This is a genomic window from Enterobacter cloacae complex sp. P1B (genome assembly GCF_014982345.1).
GTDB lineage: Bacteria > Pseudomonadota > Gammaproteobacteria > Enterobacterales > Enterobacteriaceae > Enterobacter > Enterobacter bugandensis.
In genome coordinates this window covers 387243-407159 of the sequence record NZ_JADCLF010000006.1, presented here as the reverse complement: position 1 = coordinate 407159, position 19917 = coordinate 387243, and the positions used below count along the sequence as shown (strand labels likewise).

Genomic DNA, 19917 nt, shown 5'->3' with positions numbered 1-19917 from the left:
TTAATTGGCTGGTTAGCAAGCACTAACTTTCAAAATAACGAAGTGAATCCAATTGTAACAAAGCCCAACGTTCTGCGTCACAGAATTTGCAGGGTGAGGTGATTTTGGCGTAAGCCCTGAAAGTGAGCGAGGGATTTTACAAAGGCTGACACTATATATGTTTTGCTTACCCATTCAGGCGGGGAGGCGCAGCGAAGCGCCTGCCGGTAGAAAGGTCGCCTATTTTGCGCCGCTCGGGGCCGTATCGAGATGAACGACAGGATTATCGGCAAAAAGATAACGGTCAGCGTTAAATTCGAAGTCGTCACTGGTTTCATTGAAGAGCATCTGCTTGGTGTTTTCCAGGTGCTGCCACATGGCGAGCTTCGCGGCGTGGGGATCTTTACGAATCAGCGCCTTAAGAATTTGATCGTGGTCGTCACACCAGTTGTCCACGGTACGCGAATCAATATGATCGTGCAGTTTTTTCCAGTACGGGTTGTGAACGCGCTGAGTCCACATTTTCTCAACGATTGCCGCCAGCGCTGTATTTTGGGTTGCCAGGGCGACCTGAACGTGAAACTGCAGGTCCCACTCGGAATCACGGAAACATTTTTCCTTGCGAGCGTTCTCCTGAATCTCCATCAGCTTCATGATGTCCTGCTTGGTCACCTGCGTGGCGGCAAATTCGGCAATATTGCTTTCGATCAGCTGGCGAGCCTGGAGCAGCTCAAACGGACCGTAGCTGGCGAATTCTAGACTTTCATCCGCCACCGGAGAGTGTTTAGGCTGATTAGAAATAACGTGAATGCCGGAACCTTTGCGTACCTCAACGTAGCCTTCCACTTCCAGCATGATAATCGCTTCGCGCACCACGGTTCGGCTTACGCTTTTTTCATCCGCGATAAAGCGCTCGGCAGGAAGTTTATCACCGACAAGATAGACCCCTTGCTCGATGCGATCTTTCAGCTCGGCAGCAAGTTGTTGATATAAACGACGTGGTTCGGTGATTTCCATATGCGCTCCAGGCAGGGTACGGCAGATGATTTGTTATACCACTTTCACGGAATACTCTCCAGATTTTGCCATTAAAAAAGCCGCCCGGGGGCGGCTTCGGTGAAACGCATTTTCGCTAACTCTGCGTAGCCGGTCGCCCGAGAGACTCTTTCGCCAGCTCCTCTGCGGATTTGCTTTTCAGCACCGTCCAGATAACCACCGCGCCCATCAGGTCGAAGATTGCCAGCACCGCGAACAGCGGGCTGAAGCCGATGGTATCCGCCAGCGCGCCGACGACCAGCGCGAACATCGTACTCGCGGTCCACGCGGCCATCCCGGTCAGGCCGTTGGCGGTGGCCACTTCGTTGCGACCGAAGACGTCAGACGAGAGCGTAATCAGCGCGCCGGACAGGGACTGGTGCGCAAACCCACCGATGCACAGCAGGGCGATAGCCACATACGGACTGGTGAACAGGCCGATCATGCCCGGGCCAATCATCAGCAGGGCGCCCATGGTCACCACCATCTTACGGGAAACAATCAGGTTCACCCCAAACCAGCGCTGGAACAGAGGTGGCAGGTAGCCGCCCACGATACAGCCCAGGTCAGCGAACAGCATCGGCATCCAGGCGAACATCGCGATCTCTTTCAGGTTAAAGCCGTAGACTTTAAACATAAACAGTGGGATCCACGCGTTGAAGGTACCCCAGGCCGGTTCAGCCAGGAAGCGCGGCAGGGCGATACCCCAGAACTGACGGGTGCCCAGGATCTGCCAGACGGACATCTTCTTGCCATTGTTGGTCTGATGCTGCGCTTCCTGACCACCAATAATGTATTCGCGTTCTTCCTCGGAGAGTTTTTTCTGATCGCGCGGGTGTTTATAGAAAACCAGCCACGCCATTGCCCAGGCAAAGCTCAGCACGCCAGAGATAATGAATGCCATCTGCCAGCTGTGCATCACGATGGCCCACACCACCAGCGGCGGCGCAATCATTGCGCCGATGGACGAGCCCACGTTGAAGTAACCCACCGCGATGGAACGCTCTTTTGCCGGGAACCACTCAGAGCTGGCTTTCAGCCCCGCCGGGATCATTGCGGCTTCTGCCGCACCGACCGCGCCACGGGCCAGCGCCAGGCCGCCCCAGCTGCCTGCCAGTGCGGTTGCACCGCAGAATACCGCCCAGGCGATGGCGAAGAAGGCATAGCCGATTTTGGTACCCAGAATATCGAGAACATACCCAGCAACAGGCTGCATGACGGTGTAAGCGGCAGAATAGGCCGCGATGATGTAAGAGTATTGCTGCGTGGAGATATGCAGCTCTTCCATCAACGTTGGCGCCGCGGCTGCCACGGTGTTACGTGTCAGGTAGCCCAGCACGGTACCCAGCGTCACCAGTGCGATCATATACCAACGTAACCCTTTAATTTTACGCATCTAAAACCTCATCGTTATGTTATTTCCGCGCCAGAGCACGGCAACCTCTCAACCGTTGCCGGGAGCAGTTGTGTAACGGGAGGGGCGTAGCCGGGAGAATGTCCCGGAACGGCCCGAACCTTGCCATAAGTAAGCGTGCATAAGTCGGTATCCGTACCGTTAAATCCGATGTGTCTCACACCGGTAACGCATTCCGTCGGCTTAGTGTTTGCGACGGCGAAACGATAACTTGTCATACAGCTTTAAAAGGTGAGTGACATCACAAATGTATGATTCTTTGTAGGGACATTAATCGCTGCGCGCAAAGCCAGAAACGGCGCGGCCTGTAGAAGGGTTTACTCCATTGAGGGTAATTTATTTGTTAGCGTTTATTGATCTCACTCACGAAAAAAGCTTCGGTGGGTGGAAATTGGTGTGATAACTTTGCAGCATATGAACATACGCTTTCTGACGCTCCCGTAATGAGGAAGACGATAATGACGCCGTTTATGACCGACGATTTTCTGTTAGATACCGAATTTGCCCGCCGCCTGTACCACGACTACGCTAAAGACCAGCCAATTTTCGACTACCACTGCCACTTACCGCCGCAGCAGGTTGCCGAAAATTACCGTTTCAAAAACCTGTATGATATCTGGCTGAAGGGTGACCACTATAAATGGCGCGCAATGCGCACCAACGGCGTGGCCGAGCGCCTGTGTACCGGCGACGCGACCGATCGCGAGAAGTTCGACGCCTGGGCGGCGACCGTTCCGCACACTATCGGCAACCCGCTATACCACTGGACGCACCTCGAACTGCGTCGTCCGTTTGGTATCACCGGCAAGCTGCTTTCTCCCGCTACGGCGGATGAAATCTGGGACCAGTGCAACGAACTGCTGGCGCAGGATAACTTCTCCGCGCGCGGCATCATGAAGCAGATGAATGTGAAGATGGTGGGCACCACCGACGATCCGATTGACTCCCTGGAGCATCATGCCGTTGTCGCCAAAGACGCCTCTTTTGACATTAAAGTGCTGCCAAGCTGGCGCCCGGACAAAGCCTTCAATATTGAGCAGGCCACGTTCAACGACTATATGGCGAAGTTGGCGGAAGTGTCCGATACCGACATCCGTCGTTTCGCCGATCTGCAAACCGCGCTGACCAAACGTCTGGACCACTTCGCGGCGCACGGCTGTAAAGTCTCTGACCATGCGCTGGACGTGGTGCTGTTCGCGGAATCCAACGAAGCCGAACTGGACAGCATCCTGGCGCGTCGCCTCTCCGGTGAATCGCTTAGCGAGCACGAAGTGGCGCAGTTCAAAACGGCGGTACTGGTATTCCTCGGTGCGGAATACGCCCGTCGCGGCTGGGTACAGCAGTACCACATCGGCGCGCTGCGCAATAACAACCAGCGCCAGTTCAAACTGCTGGGCGCGGACGTGGGCTTTGACTCCATCAACGACCGCCCGCTGGCGGAAGAGCTGTCAAAACTGCTGAGCAAACAGAACGAGCAAAACCTGCTGCCAAAAACCATTCTCTACTGCCTGAACCCGCGCGATAACGAAGTGCTGGGCACCATGGTGGGCAACTTCCAGGGCGAAGGTATGCCGGGCAAGATGCAGTTCGGATCCGGCTGGTGGTTCAACGATCAGAAAGACGGCATGGAGCGTCAGATGACGCAGCTGGCTCAGCTCGGTCTGTTAAGCCGCTTCGTGGGTATGCTGACCGACAGCCGCAGCTTCCTCTCCTACACTCGCCACGAATATTTCCGCCGCATCCTGTGCCAGATGATTGGCCGCTGGGTGCACGCGGGTGAAGCGCCAGCGGATATCCAGCTGCTGGGCGAAATGGTGAAAAACATCTGCTTTAACAATGCGCGTGACTACTTCGCCATTGAACTGAACTAAGGCCGTCTGAGGTTGATATGCAATACATCAAAATCCATTCGCTGGATAACGTGGCCGTCGCGCTGGCAGATTTAACCGAAGGCACGGAAGTGGCCTTCGATAACCAGTTGGTCACGTTGCGCCAGGCCATTGGACGTGGACACAAGTTTGCCCTGATCCCCATTGCAAAAGGGGAGAACGTGGTGAAGTACGGTTTGCCCATCGGCCATGCGCTGGCGGATATTGCGCCGGGTGAATATATTCATTCCCACAATACCCGCACCAATCTCAGCGATCTGGACGAGTACAGCTATCAGCCTGAACTACCGAAGGCAGGCGTGCAGGCGGGGGATCGTGAGGTGCAAATCTACCGTCGCGCAAACGGTGATGTGGGGATCCGCAACGAGCTGTGGATCCTGCCGACCGTCGGCTGCGTGAACGGCATTGCGCGTCAGATCCAGACCCGCTTTCTGAAGGAGACCCACGATGCCGAGGGCATCGACGGGGTACATCTGTTCAGCCATACCTACGGCTGCTCCCAGCTGGGTGACGACCACATTAACACCCGCACCATGCTGCAAAACATGGTGCGCCACCCGAATGCGGGCGCAGTGCTGGTGATCGGCCTCGGCTGCGAGAACAACCAGGTCGACGCCTTCCGCGAGACGCTGGGAGAATTCGACCCTGAGCGCGTTCACTTCATGGTGTGCCAGCATCAGGACGACGAAGTGGAAGCGGGCGTTGAGCAACTGCATCAGCTGTATGAGGTGATGCGCCACGACAGGCGCGAGCCGGGCAGGCTGAGCGAGCTGAAGTTTGGCCTGGAGTGCGGCGGGTCTGACGGTCTTTCCGGCATTACCGCTAACCCAATGCTGGGCCGCTTCTCGGATTACGTGATTGCCAACGGCGGCACCACGGTGCTCACCGAAGTGCCGGAGATGTTTGGCGCGGAGCGCATTCTGATGAGCCACTGCCGCGACGAAGAGACGTTTGAGAAGACCGTCACCATGGTGAACGACTTCAAACAGTACTTCATTGCCCACAATCAGCCGATTTACGAGAACCCATCGCCGGGGAACAAGGCGGGCGGAATTACCACGCTGGAGGAGAAATCCCTCGGCTGCACCCAGAAAGCGGGGGCCAGCCAGGTGGTGGACGTTCTGCGCTACGGCGAACGCCTGAAAACCCACGGCCTGAACCTGCTGAGCGCACCGGGTAACGATGCGGTCGCCACCAGCGCGCTGGCGGGGGCGGGCTGTCACATGGTGTTGTTCAGCACCGGTCGCGGTACGCCGTACGGCGGTTTTGTGCCGACGGTGAAAATCGCCACCAACAGCGAGCTGGCGGCGAAGAAAAAGCACTGGATCGATTTCGACGCAGGCCAGCTGATCCACGGCAAAGCGATGCCGCAGCTGCTGACGGAGTTCGTGGAAACTATCGTGGAGTTTGCTAACGGCAGGCAGACCTGTAACGAGAAGAACGACTTCCGCGAGCTGGCGATCTTTAAGAGTGGTGTGACGCTTTAAGTGTTTTGTCGGGTGGCGCTAGCGCTTACCCGACCTACTGAACTTTAATCGGTGCGGCCTGATGCCCTCACCCTGACCCTCTCCCACGGGGAGAGGGTACAAACACTAAAAACGGCAACCTCAGGGTTGCCGTTTTGCTGTTAACCTCGCAGGGCATTCTTCGCTAAACGCGCGTCTTCCGCCTGACAGGCCGCTGCGGTGAACAGCACGTCGGTAGAGGAGTTCAGCGCGGTTTCGCAGGAGTCCTGCAGCACGCCGATGATGAAGCCGACGGCCACAACCTGCATGGCGATCTCGTTCGGGATGCCGAACATATTGCACGCCAGCGGGATCAGCAGCAGCGAACCGCCCGCCACGCCGGATGCGCCACAGGCACACAGCGACGCCACCACGCTTAGCAGCAGCGCCGTTGGCAGATCCACAGGAATACCCAGCGTTTGCACGGCCGCCAGGGTCAGCACGGTGATGGTGATCGCCGCACCTGCCATGTTCACGGTCGCACCCAGCGGGATCGACACGGAATAGGTATCGCGGTCCAGGTTCAGCTTCTCCGCCAGCGCCATGTTGACCGGAATGTTTGCCGCCGAGCTGCGGGTGAAGAAGGCGTATACACCGCTCTCGCGCAGGCAGGTCAGCACCAGCGGATACGGGTTACGGCGGATCTGCCAGAACACCAGCAGCGGGTTGATCACCAGCGCCACCAGCAGCATACAGCCGACCAGCACCATCAGCAGCTGCGCGTAGCCCCACAGCGCGTCAAAGCCGGTTGTGGCCAGGGTAGACGACACCAGGCCGAAGATACCGATGGGTGCAAAGCGAATCACGACCTTAACGATAAAGGTCACGGCGTTGGACATGTCGTTGACCAGGTTTTTCGTCGTTTCGTTGCCGTGACGCAGGGCGAAGCCCAGGCCGATCGCCCACACCAGGATGCCAATGTAGTTGGCATTCAGCAGGGCATCAATGGGGTTCGTAACCATGCTCATCAGCAGGCCGCGCAGCACTTCCACAATGCCTGAAGGCGGCGTGACGTCGCCCGCCGCAGAGGTCAGATGTAGCGTGGAGGGGAAGAGGAAGCTAAAGACCACTGCGGTCAGCGCAGCAGAAAACGTGCCCAGCAGATATAAAAAGAGAATCGGGCGAATGTTGGTTTTTTGTCCGTGTTGGTGATTGGCGATAGAAGCCATGACCAGCATCAGTACCAGCACCGGCGCAACGGCCTTCAGCGCGCCCACGAAAAGCGTTCCGAGAAGCCCCGTCGCTTCCGCGGCAGGTTTTGACACCAGGGCCAGCAGAATACCCAGAACCAGACCTACCAGGATTTGTTTAACCAGGCTACCCTGCGTCAGACGCGCAAGCAGGCCCTTAGATTGTGTGCTCATACTAAATTCCTAAGTGAAATTGTGTTCCATCCTGGATGTGCTCTAAGTCACATTTATTTCAGGATGTAAATATTTGTTTGCCTGGTTGAGTATCAAGGAAAGCGGGGAAAGGCGGAAGAGTAAAATGCTGGATTTTACGTGTCACATCATATTTTTTAACTATTGAGTCACAAAAGTGTGTTAACCCTCTCCCCTTTGAGGAGAGGGTTAGGGTGAGGGGATTACTCCGCCTGCTGCTTTTTATCGTGCTGGCGGTTAACCCAGGTATTGATAACCAGCGTCACCAGCAGAATGCCGAACACCACGCCAAGCGAAATGGCGATCGGGATGTGGTAGAAATCCACGATCAGCATCTTGATACCGATAAACACCAGAATCACCGACAGACCATACTTCAGCATCGAGAAGCGCTCTGCCGCGCCTGCCAGCAGGAAGTACATCGCGCGCAGACCGAGGATCGCAAACAGGTTAGAAGTCAGCACGATGAACGGATCAGTCGTCACCGCGAAGATTGCCGGGATGCTGTCTACCGCGAAAATCACATCGCTCAGCTCGACCAGAATCAGCACCAGCAGCAGCGGGGTAGCAAACAGCAGGCCGTTCTTACGCACGAAGAAGTGCTCGCTCTCGATCTTGTCCGTCATGCGCAGATGACCACGGATCCACTTCACCAGCGGCTTATCACCGATACCGGTATCGTCTTCTTTCGCCAGCGCCATTTTGACCCCGGTAAACAGCAGGAACGCGCCGAACACGTACAGCAGCCATTCGAACTGGGTAATTAGCCAACTGCCGGCGAAGATCATGATGGTACGCAGGACAATGGCACCCAGCACGCCGTAGACCAGCACGCGGCGCTGCAATGCTGCAGGCACAGCAAAGTAGCTGAACAGCATCAGCCAGACGAAGACGTTATCAACCGCCAGGGCTTTTTCAATCAGATAACCGGTGAGGAAGGCGAGCGCCTGAGGATCGGCCACCGCACGGCCTTCAGTCGAGGCCAGATACCACCAGAAGGCGGCGCAAAAGAGGAGCGAGAGGGTAACCCAGACCAGCGACCAGACGGCGGCCTGCTTAACGCTCATGCCGTGCTCGCCGCGACGACCCTGCAAAAAGAGGTCGATCGCCAGCATGATGAGCACGACAACCGCGAATCCGCCCCACAGCATTGGAGTGCCGACAGAATGCATACTATTTTCCTTACACATAAAAAACAAAAACGGCCATGGTCAGAAGACGATAGCCGTTAGCTTTTTATGCATAGACCTCGCCTTCCGGCAAGGTCTCACTTACAACCACGAAGGTTGCCCGGCGACCGGATGCATATTTTACGCATCGTAATGACGATCCACCGACGAAGAAGTTACTCCCCTTTGCAGGTAACAAAATATGTCAGACCATCGGTTTCGTCAATGGTCTGCGCCGTTTCATTACACAGCTTTACGCGATCGCTTCCGCGCCGACGCCGTCTGCCGGGAACACCACGCCGGTCTGGCGTCGGATCTCGGTTTGCAGCTTCGCCGTGGTGCGGCTTACCGCAAGGCCTGGGTGATTCACTTCGTTATCTTCCACCAGACGGGCGAAGACCTCTGCCTCATAGAGCATAGTGTTAATATGCTGAGGCTGCGTCAGTTCTTGCGCTTTGCCGCCGCGCGGCACGAAGCTCACCTTCTGGCATTCGGAGATCTTCTCGATGACCAGCGACCCGGCTTCGCCCTGAATTTCGCTCGGCAACACGGAATCGCTCACCTTGGAGTGCTGCAGCGTGACGCTAAAATCACCGTAGTCCAGCACCACCAAACCGTGTGCATCCACGCCGCTCTCCAGCAGGCTGGCGGTGGCCGTAACGCCGTGCGGCTCGCCCCACAGCGCTACGGCAGAGGCCAGGCAGTAAAAACCGATATCCATAATCGAGCCGTTTGAGAAGGCCGGATTAAAGGTATTCGGATTCTCGCCGTCCAGATAGCGCTGATAGCGCGACGAATACTGGCAGTAGTTGATAAAGGCTTTGCGCACTTTGCCAATTTTCGGCAGGGACTGCTGCAGCAGAAGGAAATTCGGCAGGCTGGCGGTTTTGAACGCTTCGAACAGCACCACCTGGTTTTCGCGGGCAAGCGCAATGGCCGCTTCCACTGCCTCAATATTCGAGGCCAGCGGCTTCTCGCAAATTACGTGCTTTTTGTGGCCGAGAAACAGCGCCGTTTGCGGGAAGTGCAGGGAGTTCGGGCTGGCGATATAAACCGCGTCAATGGCGTCGCTTTGCGCCATTTCATCCAGGGAGGTGAAGAGATGCTCGACGAGGTAATCGTTAGCAAAGCTCTGCGCCTGCTCAAGGCTGCGGGAATAGACTGCGGTGAGTTTAAGTTTGCCGGTTTCGTGGGCGGCGTCGACGAACTGGCGCGTGATCCAGTTCGTTCCAATGACTGCGAAACGTATCATAAACGTTTACGTACTCCGTAGCGGGGAACCTTTAGCCACTGTAGCACGGGATTATTGCAAAACCAGTGCGCTATTCCGCATTACCATTTAACGATAAATGCGTAAGCCACAGGCGGGTATCAAACTCCAGCTGGTGATACTGCGGCTCCATGTGGCAGCACAGGGAATAGAACGCTTTGTCGTGCTCTTTCTCTTTCAGGTGCGCCAGCTCATGCACCACGATCATCCGCAGAAAGGCTTCCGGCGCGTTACGGAAAACCGTCGCCACGCGGATCTCCGCCTTAGCCTTCAGCTTGCCGCCCTGTACGCGGGAGATGGCGGTGTGCAGGCCGAGCGCATTTTTCAGCACGTGGATCTTGTTGTCGTACATCACCTTGTTGATCGGCGGCGCGCTCTTCAGATATCGGCTTTTCAGATCCTGCGTATACTGCCAGAGCGCCTTATCGGTCGCGAAATCGTGCGTGCCGGGATAGCGTTTTTCCAGCACCGCGCCGAGCTTCTGCTCGGCAATCAGGCTGCGAACCTGAGTCAGTAAATGCTCCGGGTAGCCCTGGAGATAAGTAAGTTGGTTCATCAAAAGCCCAAATTAATGCGAAAACGGGTATACTCACGCACCCTTTTCAGGGATACGCCAAATTTTACCATTCAGGAGGGCCGATGAGCCACTTAGACAACGGTTTCCGTTCACTCAACCTTAAACGTTTCCCGGAAACGGACGACGTAAACCCGCTTCAGGCGTGGGAAGCGGCGGATGAATATCTGCTGCAGCAGTTGGATGAGACTGAAATCCGCGGCCCGGTTCTGATCCTGAATGACGCGTTTGGTGCCCTGGGCTGCGCCCTGGCAGAGCACACGCCGTACAGCATTGGCGATTCCTACCTGAGCGAACTGGCGACGCGTGAAAACCTGCGCCATAACGACATCGACGAGTCCAGCGTGAAGTTCCTCGACAGCACCGCGGACTACCCGCAGGCGCCGGGCGTGGTATTGATCAAGGTGCCAAAAACCATGGCACTGCTGGAGCAGCAGCTGTGCGCGCTGCGCAAAGTCGTCACGCCGGAAACCCGCATCATTGCGGGTGCCAAAGCGCGCGATATTCACACGTCGACGCTGGAGCTGTTCGAGAAGGTCCTCGGCCCGACCACTACCACGCTTGCCTGGAAAAAAGCGCGCCTGATCAACTGCACCTTCAGCGCACCGGAGCTGGCCGACGCGCCGGAGACGCTGAGCTGGAAACTGGAAGGCACCGACTGGACCATCCATAACCATGCGAACGTTTTCTCCCGCACCGGGCTGGATATTGGGGCGCGTTTCTTTATGGAGCACCTGCCGGAAAACCTGGAAGGGGAGATTGTCGATCTGGGCTGCGGCAACGGCGTGATTGGCCTGACGCTGCTGGCGAAGAATCCGGAAGCCAGCGTGGTGTTCAGCGACGAGTCGCCGATGGCGGTGGCCTCCAGCCGTCTTAACGTAGAAACCAACATGCCGGAAGCGGTGGATCGCTGCGAATTTATGATCAACAACGCGCTCTCCGGCGTTGAGCCTTTCCGCTTCAACGCCGTGTTCTGCAACCCGCCGTTCCACCAGAAGCACGCCCTGACGGATAACGTCGCGTGGGAGATGTTCCACCACGCGCGCCGCTGCCTGAAAATCAACGGCGAGCTGTATATCGTGGCGAACCGCCACCTGGACTACTTCCACAAGCTGAAAAAGATTTTCGGCAACTGCGTCACCATTGCGACCAATAACAAGTTTGTGGTGCTGAAAGCGGTGAAGCTGGGTCGCCGTCGCTAAATAACCAGTGCAAGCTGGGTGCCCTGCGCAATCGCCCGCCGCGCATCCAGCTCCATCGCCACGTCGCACCCGCCGATCAAATGCACCGTTTTACCCGCTTCGCGCAGCGGATCGGCCAGATCGCGCTTTGGCTCCTGTCCGGCGCACAAAATCACATGATCCACGCGCAGCAGCTGCGGTTCACCACCGATCAGCACATGCAGCCCGTCGTCGTCGATCTTCTGGTAGCTCACCCCCGGGATCATCTTCACTCCGCGCGAGAGCAGGGTGGCGCGGTGGATCCAGCCCGTGGTTTTGCCCAGCCCTTCACCCGGCTTGCTGGCCTTACGCTGGAGCATCACGATCTGGCGCGGGCTTTTCGGCAGCTGCGGCCCTTCCGGCCGTAATCCGCCGGACTGGCTCAGGCTGGTATCAATGCCCCATTCTACGCAAAACTCGGCGATGTTCTGGCTGGTGGCCTCGCCCGGCTGGCTTAAATACATCGCGGTATCAAAGCCGATCCCGCCGCAGCCGATAATCGCCACCTTCTCGCCAACGGGCGCTTTGTCACGCAATACGTCCAGATAGCTCAACACCTTCGGATGATCGATACCCTCGATTGCAGGCGTGCGCGGTGCGATCCCGCTCGCGAGGATCACCTCGTCGAAACCGATCAGATCCGCCGCGCTGACAAGTTGGTTAAGCCGCAGATCAACACCCGTCAGATCGATCATCCGGCGGTAGTAGCGCAGGGTTTCATAGAACTCCTCTTTGCCGGGGATCTGTTTGGCGATATTAAACTGCCCGCCAATTTCACCGGCGGCATCAAACAGCGTCACGCTGTGCCCGCGTGAGGCGGCATTCACCGCAAACGCCAGCCCAGCGGGGCCGGCTCCCACGACGGCCAGGCGTTTTTGACTGACCGCGGGGACGACCGGCATTTTCGTTTCATGGCAGGCGCGGGGGTTCACCAGGCATGAGGTGACTTTGCCGGCGAAGATCTGATCCAGACAGGCCTGGTTACAGCCGATGCAGGTGTTGATCTCATCCGCACGGCCGCTTTGCGCTTTGGAGAGCAGTTCGGAGTCCGCGAGGAACGGACGCGCCATCGATACCATATCGGCGTCGCCGCGTGAGATCACATCGTCCGCCACCTGCGGGTCGTTAATGCGATTCGTCGTTACCAGCGGAACGGAGACTTTGCCCTTCAGCTTGCGCGTTACCCAGCTGAACGCCGCGCGCGGCACCGGCGTGGCGATGGTCGGGATGCGCGCTTCGTGCCAGCCAATCCCGGTGTTGATGATGGTGGCACCTGCGGCTTCAATCGCCTGCGCCAGCTGCACGGTTTCGTCGAACGTGCCGCCGCCCTCCACCAGGTCGAGCATCGACAGGCGGAAGATAATAATAAAGTCCGCGCCCGCACGTTCGCGCACCGCGCGCACCACCTCCACGGCAAAGCGCATCCGGCGGGCATAGTCACCGCCCCATTCATCGTCGCGCTGGTTGGTGCGTGCGGCGAGGAATTCGTTAATCAGATAGCCTTCAGAGCCCATCACCTCCACACCGTCGTAGCCCGCCTCACGCGCCAGCGCGGCGCAGCGGGCAAAATCGTCGATCAGCGCCAGGATCTCGTCGTGGCTGAGGGCGTGAGGGGTAAAGCGGTTAATCGGCGCCTGAATAGCCGATGGCGCAACCAGCTTTGGCTGATAGCTGTAGCGCCCGGTATGCAGAATTTGCAGGGCGATTTTACCGCCTTCGTTATGCACCGCGTCCGTGACAATGCGGTGATGCGGCAGCTGTGTCGCATCATTCAGAACTGCGCCGCCCTCCATCGTCACACCTGAAGGGGCAGGGGCTACGCCGCCGGTGACAATCAGCGCCACCCCGTGGCGCGCGCGCTCGGCGTAGAAGGCCGCCAGGCGCTCGGCCCCGTCCGGACGCTCTTCCAGCCCGGTGTGCATCGAGCCCATTAACACGCGGTTTTTAAGGGTGGTAAACCCCAGATCGAGGGGGGCGAATAGCGACGGGTAGCGGCTCATAGTCTCTTCCAGTGTAAAATTATTGTTATGTGGTCGGATGAGTTACTAATTTAGCCAGCGGCAGCAGAAAGGTAAAAGCGGGATCGAATGATTGTGATAGATCTCAAAGAACTTCCCCGGTGGCGCTACGCTTACCGGGGCTACAAAACCCCAGGAAGGATAAGCGCAGCGCCATCCGGCGTTATTTACGGCGTCGCTGCACGCGCTAACCCCGGCGCCTGCCACATCGACGTGGTCAGCCCGCTGTCCACCAGCCCGAGCTGATCCGCGTACACCGCCTGCCACTTCTTCATCATGCCGTCGTACAGCTCCCGGTGCTGCGGGTTTGGCGTAAACTCGCGGCTCCACTTCACCAGCCGCTCGCCCGTCGAGGCCATATCCGCAAACAGCCCCGCGCCCGTTCCGGCGGCAATGGCGCAGCCGAGCGCCGTTGCCTCTTTGACTTCCGGCACGCGCACCGGCAGGCCGGTGACGTCGCTTAAAATCTGGCTCCACAGGGCGCCCTTTGCGCCGCCGCCCGCAAACACCAGGCTATCAAACGTCACGCCGGAGAAGCGCGAAATCTGCGTCAGGTTACAGGCCGAGACGATTGCCGCGTTCTCCTCCAGGGCGCGGAACAGCGTCGCTTTGTTGCACTTTTCCGGGTCGATAGAGAGGTTAATAAACGACGGCGCGGCGTGGTACCACTGCTTGAAATGCATCGCGTCGGAGAAGATTGGCATTACGCCGTGGGAGCCAGCGGGTACGCGGCCCGCCATCTCTTCCAGCAGGGAATAGGTGTCCATCCCCATCCGCTCGGCAATCAGCTTCTCTTCGGCACAAAAGGCGTCGCGGAACCAGCGCATGGTCAGCCCGGTAAAGAAGCTGATCGACTCCGCCTGCGCCATGCCGGGGATAACGTGCGGGTTCACGCGGATGTTCATCTCAGGGTCGGTGCGCACCTGCGGCAGGTTAACCACCTGCTGCCAGAAGGTGCCGCCCAGCACCGCCGTTTGTCCGGCGCGGACAACGCCCAGCCCCAGGCAGCCCAGCTGCACGTCGCCGCCGCCCATCACTACCGGCGTGCCCTCGCGTAAACCGCTCTGCTGTGCGGCTTCTTTCGTGATGGCCCCCAGCACGGTGCCGGTCTCTTTCACCGGCGAGAGAATATCGGCGCGCAGCCCGGCCATGTCGAGCAGCGCCGGACGCCAGTCGCGTGAAAAGAGATCCAGCATGCCGGTGGTGCCCGCATTAGACGGATCGACCGCCAGCTCGCCGGAGAGCTTTGCCGCCAGCCAGTCGCTGATCATGGTGATGGTCGCGGCCTTGCGGTAGATGTCCGGACGGTGATGCGCCAGCCAGAGCAGGCGCGGCATGGCGCTAAGGGCAAGCGTCTGGCCGGAAACGTCATACACTTCGGATTCAAAACGGTAGTCGTGGATCTCTTTGAGTTCAGCCACCTCGCGGCTGGCGCGGGCGTCAACGTTGGCGCAGGCCCAGATGGCCTCGCCGCTGCGGTCGTACAGCACGATCCCTTCGCGCATCGAACAGCAGGCGACGGACTGAACATCCGCCGCGGTCAGATTCGCGCGCGACAGCGCCTGATGAATGCACCGGCAGGCCAGCTGCCAGTTGGTGTCGAGATCGAACTCCATCGACCCCGGCACGTGCTCCACGCTCAGGTGCTTCCACTCGGCCTGGCCGACGGCAATCTGGTTGCCCTGTAAATCGAAAATCACGGCGCGAACGCTGCCTGTCCCTGCATCTAACGCTAAAAGGTAACTCATGAGCTTGCCTCGCTATTAGCGCAGGGCGACTCTTATTCGGCCAGAGCCAGCACCGCGCGGGCTGTCGTCTCTTCCGTCACCAGGCCATTAATACGGCGACCTTTCAGTGCGGCATAAATCGCATCGGCTTTCTCTTCCCCTCCGGCCACGCCGACGATGGTGGGCAGCTGCGCCAGTTCATCGAGCGTGACGCCGAGTAATTCTTTATGGATCTCCAGCTCCTCGACGCATTCCCCTTCGGCGTTAAGGAAATAGCCGAGGATATCGCCCACCGCCCCTTTACGGGCGTACATCAGCTGTTCACCTTCGCTGATATAGCCGGAGCGCAGTATGGTCGCGTCACGGCGCTGGTTCACGGAACCAATGCCGACCACCGCCACGTCAGCGGCGGTCGCGGCGAGGATCACGTCCCGAACGCTGGTCTCACGTTTTAAGATCCCGGCGACTTCCGCAGATGAGACGCGAAGCGGGGCGGGGATCATGCTGACGCTACAGGCCGCATCCAGCTGGCCGATACCGGTCATATACGGCCCCACGCCGCCGGAAAGCGTCACCAGGCGGATCTGCTGCGAGCTGATAAAGCCGCTTAAGTGTTGCAGGCTGCTCATGGTGGTTTCACCGAACCCCACCGCCAGCAGCTGGCCGGGCTCCAGCACGCCCATCAGCGACTGCGCCGCGCCAATGCCCAGCCGCACGTTCATCGGCGGGGTATTTAGGGCAGGCATCACGCGCACCAGCTTCAGCCCAAAGCGCTGCTGTAGCTCAGTTTCCAGCGCCAGGCAGCCCTCGTAGCGGGAGTTGATCTGCACGCGGATCACCCCCGACTGGCGGCCTTTCTCCAGCAGGCGGGAGATCTTCAGGCGCGGCAGACCGAGCCGTTCGCCGATATCATTCTGAGTCAGCCCGTCGTGGTAGTAGCACCAGGCGACGCGCGCCACCAGCTCCTCTTCCGCCAGCGCCAGCCCGGCAAACCGTCCTTCTTCCGCAGTGCGTTTATCGCTCATAATTGAACTCTTATAAAAATTTAGATCATATGTTCGTAATGGCGCGGCGTGAAAATGTGAGCCACGCGGCAAAACGGATCTTTTAGATCGTTTCTGGTTAATCTGAATCTCAATCGATAAAACTGTGATCCCTGCACGGTTGTAAATATAGTTCACCGTCTACGCTTTTGAACATTATTAAATCTAAAAATCATTTGTTCAATAGCGGAGCGATGATGACACCACTTCTCAACGCGCGAAATATCAGCAAGCAGTTCTCAGGCGTGCCGGTCTTAAAAGGCATTGATTTCACGCTGCTTGCGGGGCAGGTGCATGCGCTGATGGGCGGTAACGGCGCGGGAAAATCGACGCTGATGAAGATCATCGCTGGGGTGGAAACGCCGGATAGCGGTGAACTTTCGGTTGCGGGCGAGTCTTTTGCACGGCTTACCCCGGCGCAGGCGCATCGGTTAGGCATTTATCTGGTGCCGCAGGAGCCTCTGCTTTTCCCCAACCTGACCGTGCGGGAAAACATCCTGTTCCGCCTGCCGCGCGAGCGCGATCGGGAAAAGCGGCTGGCGGAGAAACTCCAGCAGCTGCAATGTCAGCTTAATCTCGACGCAACGGCCAGCACCCTGGAAGTGGCGGACCAGCAGATGGTTGAGATCCTGCGCGGGCTGATGCGCAACGCCAGAATTCTGATCCTCGACGAGCCCACGGCCTCGCTGACGCCCGGCGAAACTGAACGGCTGTTTCGCCAGATCCGCGCCTTACAGGCGCTCGGCGTCGGGATTGTCTTTATCTCGCATAAGCTGCCGGAAATCCGCACGCTGTCGAGCCACGTTTCGGTGATGCGCGACGGCGCGGTGGTGCTCAGCGGCGAAACCGTCCAGTTTGACGACAGCGCCCTGATCGCCGCCATGACGCCGGTCAGCCGCGAGAAAGGCTTAAGCGATGCGCAAAAGCTGTGGCTGGCGTTGCCGGGCAATCGCCGCACCCAGCCGCAGGATTTTCCGGTGCTGCGCGTGGAAGATCTCACCGGAGAGGGCTTTATCGATCTCAGCCTGGAGATTTACGCCGGGGAGATCGTTGGCCTTGCCGGACTGGTCGGATCCGGGCGCACCGAGTTTGCCGAAACGCTCTACGGCCTGCGTCCCGTACGCGGCGGGCGGGTGTGGCTGGAGAGCCGGGAGATCACCTCCGATCCGGTGGGTTCACGTCTGGAAAAAGGGCTGGTTTATCTGCCGGAAGACAGGCAGGTGTCCGGCCTGTTTCTCGACGCGCCTGTCCGCTGGAACACGGTGGCACTGAACGAGCCGTCGCTCTGGCAGCAGCGAAAGCGGGAGTCTGCGGTGGTGGAGCGCTATCACCGGGCGCTGGGGATCAAGCTCAATCATGCGGATCAAACCGTGCGCACGCTCTCCGGCGGCAACCAGCAGAAGGTGCTGCTGGCGCGCTGTCTGGAGGCCAATCCTTTGTTGCTGATCGTCGATGAGCCGACGCGCGGCGTGGACGTGTCGGCGCGCGCCGATATCTACCAGCTCATTAAAAGCGTGGCGGCGCAGAATGTTGCGGTGCTGATGATCTCAAGCGATCTCGATGAATTCCCCGGCCTCGCGGACCGCGTGCTGGTGATGCATCAGGGCGTACTCAGCGGCGAGCTGCCGCGCCACGCCGTCAGTCTCGATCGGATGATGGCGCTGGCGTTTGGAGGACAATCATGAAGATCTTACTCAAAAACCGCGAGCTGAGCGCGTTTCTTGCCATTCTGGCGCTGTTCGCCGTGCTGGTGGCGCTGAATCCGTCCTACTTCAGCCTGCAAACGCTGGGGATGATCTTCGCCAGCGCGCAGATCCTGATCCTGCTGGCCATCGGCGCGGCGCTGGTGATGCTGACCCGCAATATCGACGTCTCCGTGGGCTCGACCGTCGGGCTGTCCGCGATTGCCGTCGGCGTGGCGCTCAACGGTGGCTACAGCCTGCCGGTATCGATACTTTTTGCACTGTCGATTGGCGCGCTGGCGGGGGCGTTCAACGGTTTTCTGGTGGTGGGGCTGCGCATTCCGGCGATTGTCGCCACCCTCGGCACGCTGGGGCTGTACCGCGGCGCGATGCTGCTCTGGACGGGCGGAAAGTGGATTGAGGGGCTGCCGCCGGGGCTGAAATCTCTCTCCGAGCCTGCCGCCATCGGCATTTCACCGCTCGGCGTGGGAGTGTTGATTCTCGTTGTCGTTGGCGCGTGGGGGCTATCGCGCACCTCGTTCGGGCGTGATTTTTACGCGGTGGGGGATAACCTCGCCGCCGCGCGCCAGCTGGGCGTGGCGGTGAACCGCACGCGCATGATCGCCTTCACCCTCAACGGCATGCTGGCAGCCTGCGCCGGGATTGTCTTTGCCGCGCAGATCGGCTTTGTGCCCAACCAGACCGGCAGCGGGCTGGAGATGAAGGCCATTGCCGCCTGCGTGCTCGGCGGCATTTCGCTGCTGGGCGGCACCGGCACGCTGGTCGGTGCGTTCCTCGGCGCGTTTTTCCTTACTCAAATCGACACCGTGCTGGTGCTGTTCAGGCTACCGGCGTGGTGGAACGACTTCATCGCCGGGCTGGTGCTGCTGGGCGTGTTGGTGCTCGACGGGCGGCTGCGCCAGGCGCTGTCACGCCATCAGCGGGCGCTGAAGTACGGCCGGTTCCAGCCTGGCAACAGAGGGGGAAAGCACGTCACCCCCTTTCCCAAACGCAACAAAGAGGTGGCGTAAATGAGGCTCAACTGGGAAATCGCGCTGCTGATATTGCTGGTGCTGGAGATCCTGCTCTTCGGCGCCATTAACCCGCGCATGCTCGACGTTAACATGCTGCTGTTCAGCACCAGCGATTTCATCTGCATCGGCATCGTGGCGCTGCCGCTGACGCTGGTGATTATCAGTGGCGGGATCGACATTTCGCTGGGCTCCACCATCGGCCTGTGCGCCATCGCGCTGGGGGTGATGATGCAAGCGGGGTGGCCCATGACGATCGCCGTTCCGCTGACGCTGCTGCTTGGCCTGCTGTGTGGGCTGGTGAATGCGGCGCTGATCCACTACACCGGCATTAGCCCTTTAGTCATTACCCTCGGCACGCTCTACCTCTACGGCGGCGGCGCGCTGCTGCTCTCCGGCATGGCGGGGGCGACGGGCTACGAGGGCATCAGCGGCTTCCCGGACGGTTTTACCGCGTTCGCTAACCTCACGGTGCTGGGGCTGCCGATCCCGCTGGTGCTGTTCGCGGTGATTACCGCCTTCTTCTGGCTGATTACCCATCGCGGGCGCTTTGGCCGCCATCTGTTTTTAATCGGCCAGAATCCGCGCGCGGCGCGCTATGCGGCGCTGTCGGTGAACGGCATGCCCTACGCGCTGTACGGTCTGGTGGGCGTGGCGTCGGCGGTGGCCGCGCTGGTGATGGTCTCCTATTTCGGCTCTGCGCGTTCGGATCTGGGGCGCGATTTGCTGATGCCCGCACTCACCGCCGCCGTACTCGGCGGGGCAAATATTTACGGGGGGTCAGGGTCGGTGCTGGGTACGGCGCTGGCGGCGCTGCTGGTGGGGTATCTCCAGCAGGGATTACAGATGGTCGGCATCCCCAACCAAGTGTCGAGCGCGCTGTCGGGGGCGCTGCTGGTTGTGGTGGTGATGGGACGTTCGCTAAGTCTGCACCGCGAATGGGTGCGATCTCTCTTCAGAAAACTATCCGGAGCGTAAG

The 19917-nt window shown here is 59.0% G+C and carries 15 protein-coding genes; 6 read left to right on the top strand and 9 right to left on the bottom strand.

The genetic code is table 11. The features are described from left to right. Positions 1-219: 219 nt before the first annotated feature. Positions 220-996, bottom strand: coding sequence for a transcriptional regulator ExuR (gene exuR, locus INF77_RS06600; RefSeq protein ID WP_028014506.1), 777 nt, complete (start codon positions 994-996; stop codon positions 220-222). A 115-nt stretch (positions 997-1111) separates the two neighbouring features. After that, complete coding sequence (locus INF77_RS06595) at positions 1112-2410, bottom strand: MFS transporter (RefSeq protein WP_028014505.1); 1299 nt, start codon at positions 2408-2410, stop codon at positions 1112-1114. 476 nt (positions 2411-2886) lie between these two features. On the opposite strand from INF77_RS06595, the gene uxaC reads away from it, so the two are divergent. Both uxaC and INF77_RS06585 read left to right on the top strand, forming a co-directional pair. Next, the gene (gene uxaC, locus INF77_RS06590; protein WP_088204362.1) at positions 2887-4299 is read left to right on the top strand and encodes a glucuronate isomerase; all 1413 of its coding nucleotides are present in this window, start codon (positions 2887-2889) and stop codon (positions 4297-4299) included. Positions 4300-4316: 17 nt separating this feature from the next. Then, positions 4317-5804: a UxaA family hydrolase gene (locus INF77_RS06585; protein ID WP_193532110.1), complete on the top strand. Its 1488-nt coding sequence runs from the start codon at positions 4317-4319 to the stop codon at positions 5802-5804. A gap of 140 nt (positions 5805-5944) precedes the next feature. On the opposite strand, the gene sstT is transcribed toward INF77_RS06585, so the two are convergent. The 4 genes from sstT to INF77_RS06565 all read right to left on the bottom strand — a co-directional run bounded on the left by sstT (position 5945) and on the right by INF77_RS06565 (position 10199). Next, positions 5945-7186 carry a serine/threonine transporter SstT gene (gene sstT / locus INF77_RS06580; RefSeq protein ID WP_041907970.1) on the bottom strand — a complete coding sequence of 414 codons (1242 nt, stop codon included), beginning with the start codon at positions 7184-7186 and terminating at the stop codon, positions 5945-5947. A gap of 221 nt (positions 7187-7407) precedes the next feature. Next, positions 7408-8376: a TerC family protein gene (locus tag INF77_RS06575; protein WP_047367080.1), complete on the bottom strand. Its 969-nt coding sequence runs from the start codon at positions 8374-8376 to the stop codon at positions 7408-7410. Between the two features lie 250 nt (positions 8377-8626). Then, entirely contained in the window at positions 8627-9625 is a 999-nt protein-coding gene (locus INF77_RS06570) for a Gfo/Idh/MocA family protein (protein WP_193532109.1), read from the bottom strand. A gap of 70 nt (positions 9626-9695) precedes the next feature. After that, positions 9696-10199, bottom strand: a complete 504-nt coding sequence (locus tag INF77_RS06565; protein ID WP_023333531.1) for a YgjP-like metallopeptidase domain-containing protein — start codon at positions 10197-10199, stop codon at positions 9696-9698. Positions 10200-10282: 83 nt separating this feature from the next. Here INF77_RS06565 and rlmG point away from each other — a divergent pair, with 83 nt between their 5' ends. Beyond that, positions 10283-11419: a 23S rRNA (guanine(1835)-N(2))-methyltransferase RlmG gene (gene rlmG, locus INF77_RS06560; protein ID WP_193532108.1), complete on the top strand. Its 1137-nt coding sequence runs from the start codon at positions 10283-10285 to the stop codon at positions 11417-11419. On the opposite strand, the gene INF77_RS06555 is transcribed toward rlmG, so the two are convergent. The 3 genes from INF77_RS06555 to lsrR form a co-directional block, all read right to left on the bottom strand. Continuing rightward, the gene (locus INF77_RS06555) at positions 11416-13437 is read right to left on the bottom strand and encodes an NADPH-dependent 2,4-dienoyl-CoA reductase (protein WP_193532107.1); all 2022 of its coding nucleotides are present in this window, start codon (positions 13435-13437) and stop codon (positions 11416-11418) included. The two genes, rlmG and INF77_RS06555, sit on opposite strands and share 4 nt — an antisense overlap. 185 nt (positions 13438-13622) lie before the next feature. After that, a complete protein-coding gene (gene lsrK, locus INF77_RS06550) occupies positions 13623-15203 on the bottom strand; it encodes an autoinducer-2 kinase (protein WP_193532106.1) in 1581 nt (526 codons plus the stop codon). 32 nt (positions 15204-15235) lie between these two features. Then, positions 15236-16207 (bottom strand): transcriptional regulator LsrR, encoded by a 972-nt coding sequence (lsrR, locus tag INF77_RS06545; protein ID WP_193532105.1) that lies wholly within the window; start codon positions 16205-16207, stop codon positions 15236-15238. 215 nt (positions 16208-16422) lie between these two features. On the opposite strand from lsrR, the gene lsrA reads away from it, so the two are divergent. Genes lsrA through lsrD form a run of 3 tightly spaced genes read left to right on the top strand, consistent with a single transcriptional unit; the run spans position 16423 to position 19916 of the window. Beyond that, positions 16423-17910, top strand: a complete 1488-nt coding sequence (lsrA, locus tag INF77_RS06540; protein WP_193532121.1) for an autoinducer 2 ABC transporter ATP-binding protein LsrA — start codon at positions 16423-16425, stop codon at positions 17908-17910. Further along, the gene (gene lsrC, locus INF77_RS06535; protein ID WP_063155307.1) at positions 17907-18938 is read left to right on the top strand and encodes an autoinducer 2 ABC transporter permease LsrC; all 1032 of its coding nucleotides are present in this window, start codon (positions 17907-17909) and stop codon (positions 18936-18938) included. Before lsrA ends, lsrC begins: the two co-directional genes overlap by 4 nt. After that, complete coding sequence (gene lsrD / locus INF77_RS06530) at positions 18939-19916, top strand: autoinducer 2 ABC transporter permease LsrD (protein WP_193532104.1); 978 nt, start codon at positions 18939-18941, stop codon at positions 19914-19916. Position 19917 lies beyond the last annotated feature (1 nt).

Coding starts and splice junctions, on each gene's coding strand:
- exuR (WP_028014506.1), bottom strand. CDS start 996: ATGGAAATCACCGAACCACGTCGTTTATATCAACAACTTGCTGCCGAG.
- INF77_RS06595 (WP_028014505.1), bottom strand. CDS start 2,410: ATGCGTAAAATTAAAGGGTTACGTTGGTATATGATCGCACTGGTGACG.
- uxaC (WP_088204362.1), top strand. CDS start 2,887: ATGACGCCGTTTATGACCGACGATTTTCTGTTAGATACCGAATTTGCC.
- INF77_RS06585 (WP_193532110.1), top strand. CDS start 4,317: ATGCAATACATCAAAATCCATTCGCTGGATAACGTGGCCGTCGCGCTG.
- sstT (WP_041907970.1), bottom strand. CDS start 7,186: ATGAGCACACAATCTAAGGGCCTGCTTGCGCGTCTGACGCAGGGTAGC.
- INF77_RS06575 (WP_047367080.1), bottom strand. CDS start 8,376: ATGCATTCTGTCGGCACTCCAATGCTGTGGGGCGGATTCGCGGTTGTC.
- INF77_RS06570 (WP_193532109.1), bottom strand. CDS start 9,625: ATGATACGTTTCGCAGTCATTGGAACGAACTGGATCACGCGCCAGTTC.
- INF77_RS06565 (WP_023333531.1), bottom strand. CDS start 10,199: ATGAACCAACTTACTTATCTCCAGGGCTACCCGGAGCATTTACTGACT.
- rlmG (WP_193532108.1), top strand. CDS start 10,283: ATGAGCCACTTAGACAACGGTTTCCGTTCACTCAACCTTAAACGTTTC.
- INF77_RS06555 (WP_193532107.1), bottom strand. CDS start 13,437: ATGAGCCGCTACCCGTCGCTATTCGCCCCCCTCGATCTGGGGTTTACC.
- lsrK (WP_193532106.1), bottom strand. CDS start 15,203: ATGAGTTACCTTTTAGCGTTAGATGCAGGGACAGGCAGCGTTCGCGCC.
- lsrR (WP_193532105.1), bottom strand. CDS start 16,207: ATGAGCGATAAACGCACTGCGGAAGAAGGACGGTTTGCCGGGCTGGCG.
- lsrA (WP_193532121.1), top strand. CDS start 16,423: ATGACACCACTTCTCAACGCGCGAAATATCAGCAAGCAGTTCTCAGGC.
- lsrC (WP_063155307.1), top strand. CDS start 17,907: ATGAAGATCTTACTCAAAAACCGCGAGCTGAGCGCGTTTCTTGCCATT.
- lsrD (WP_193532104.1), top strand. CDS start 18,939: ATGAGGCTCAACTGGGAAATCGCGCTGCTGATATTGCTGGTGCTGGAG.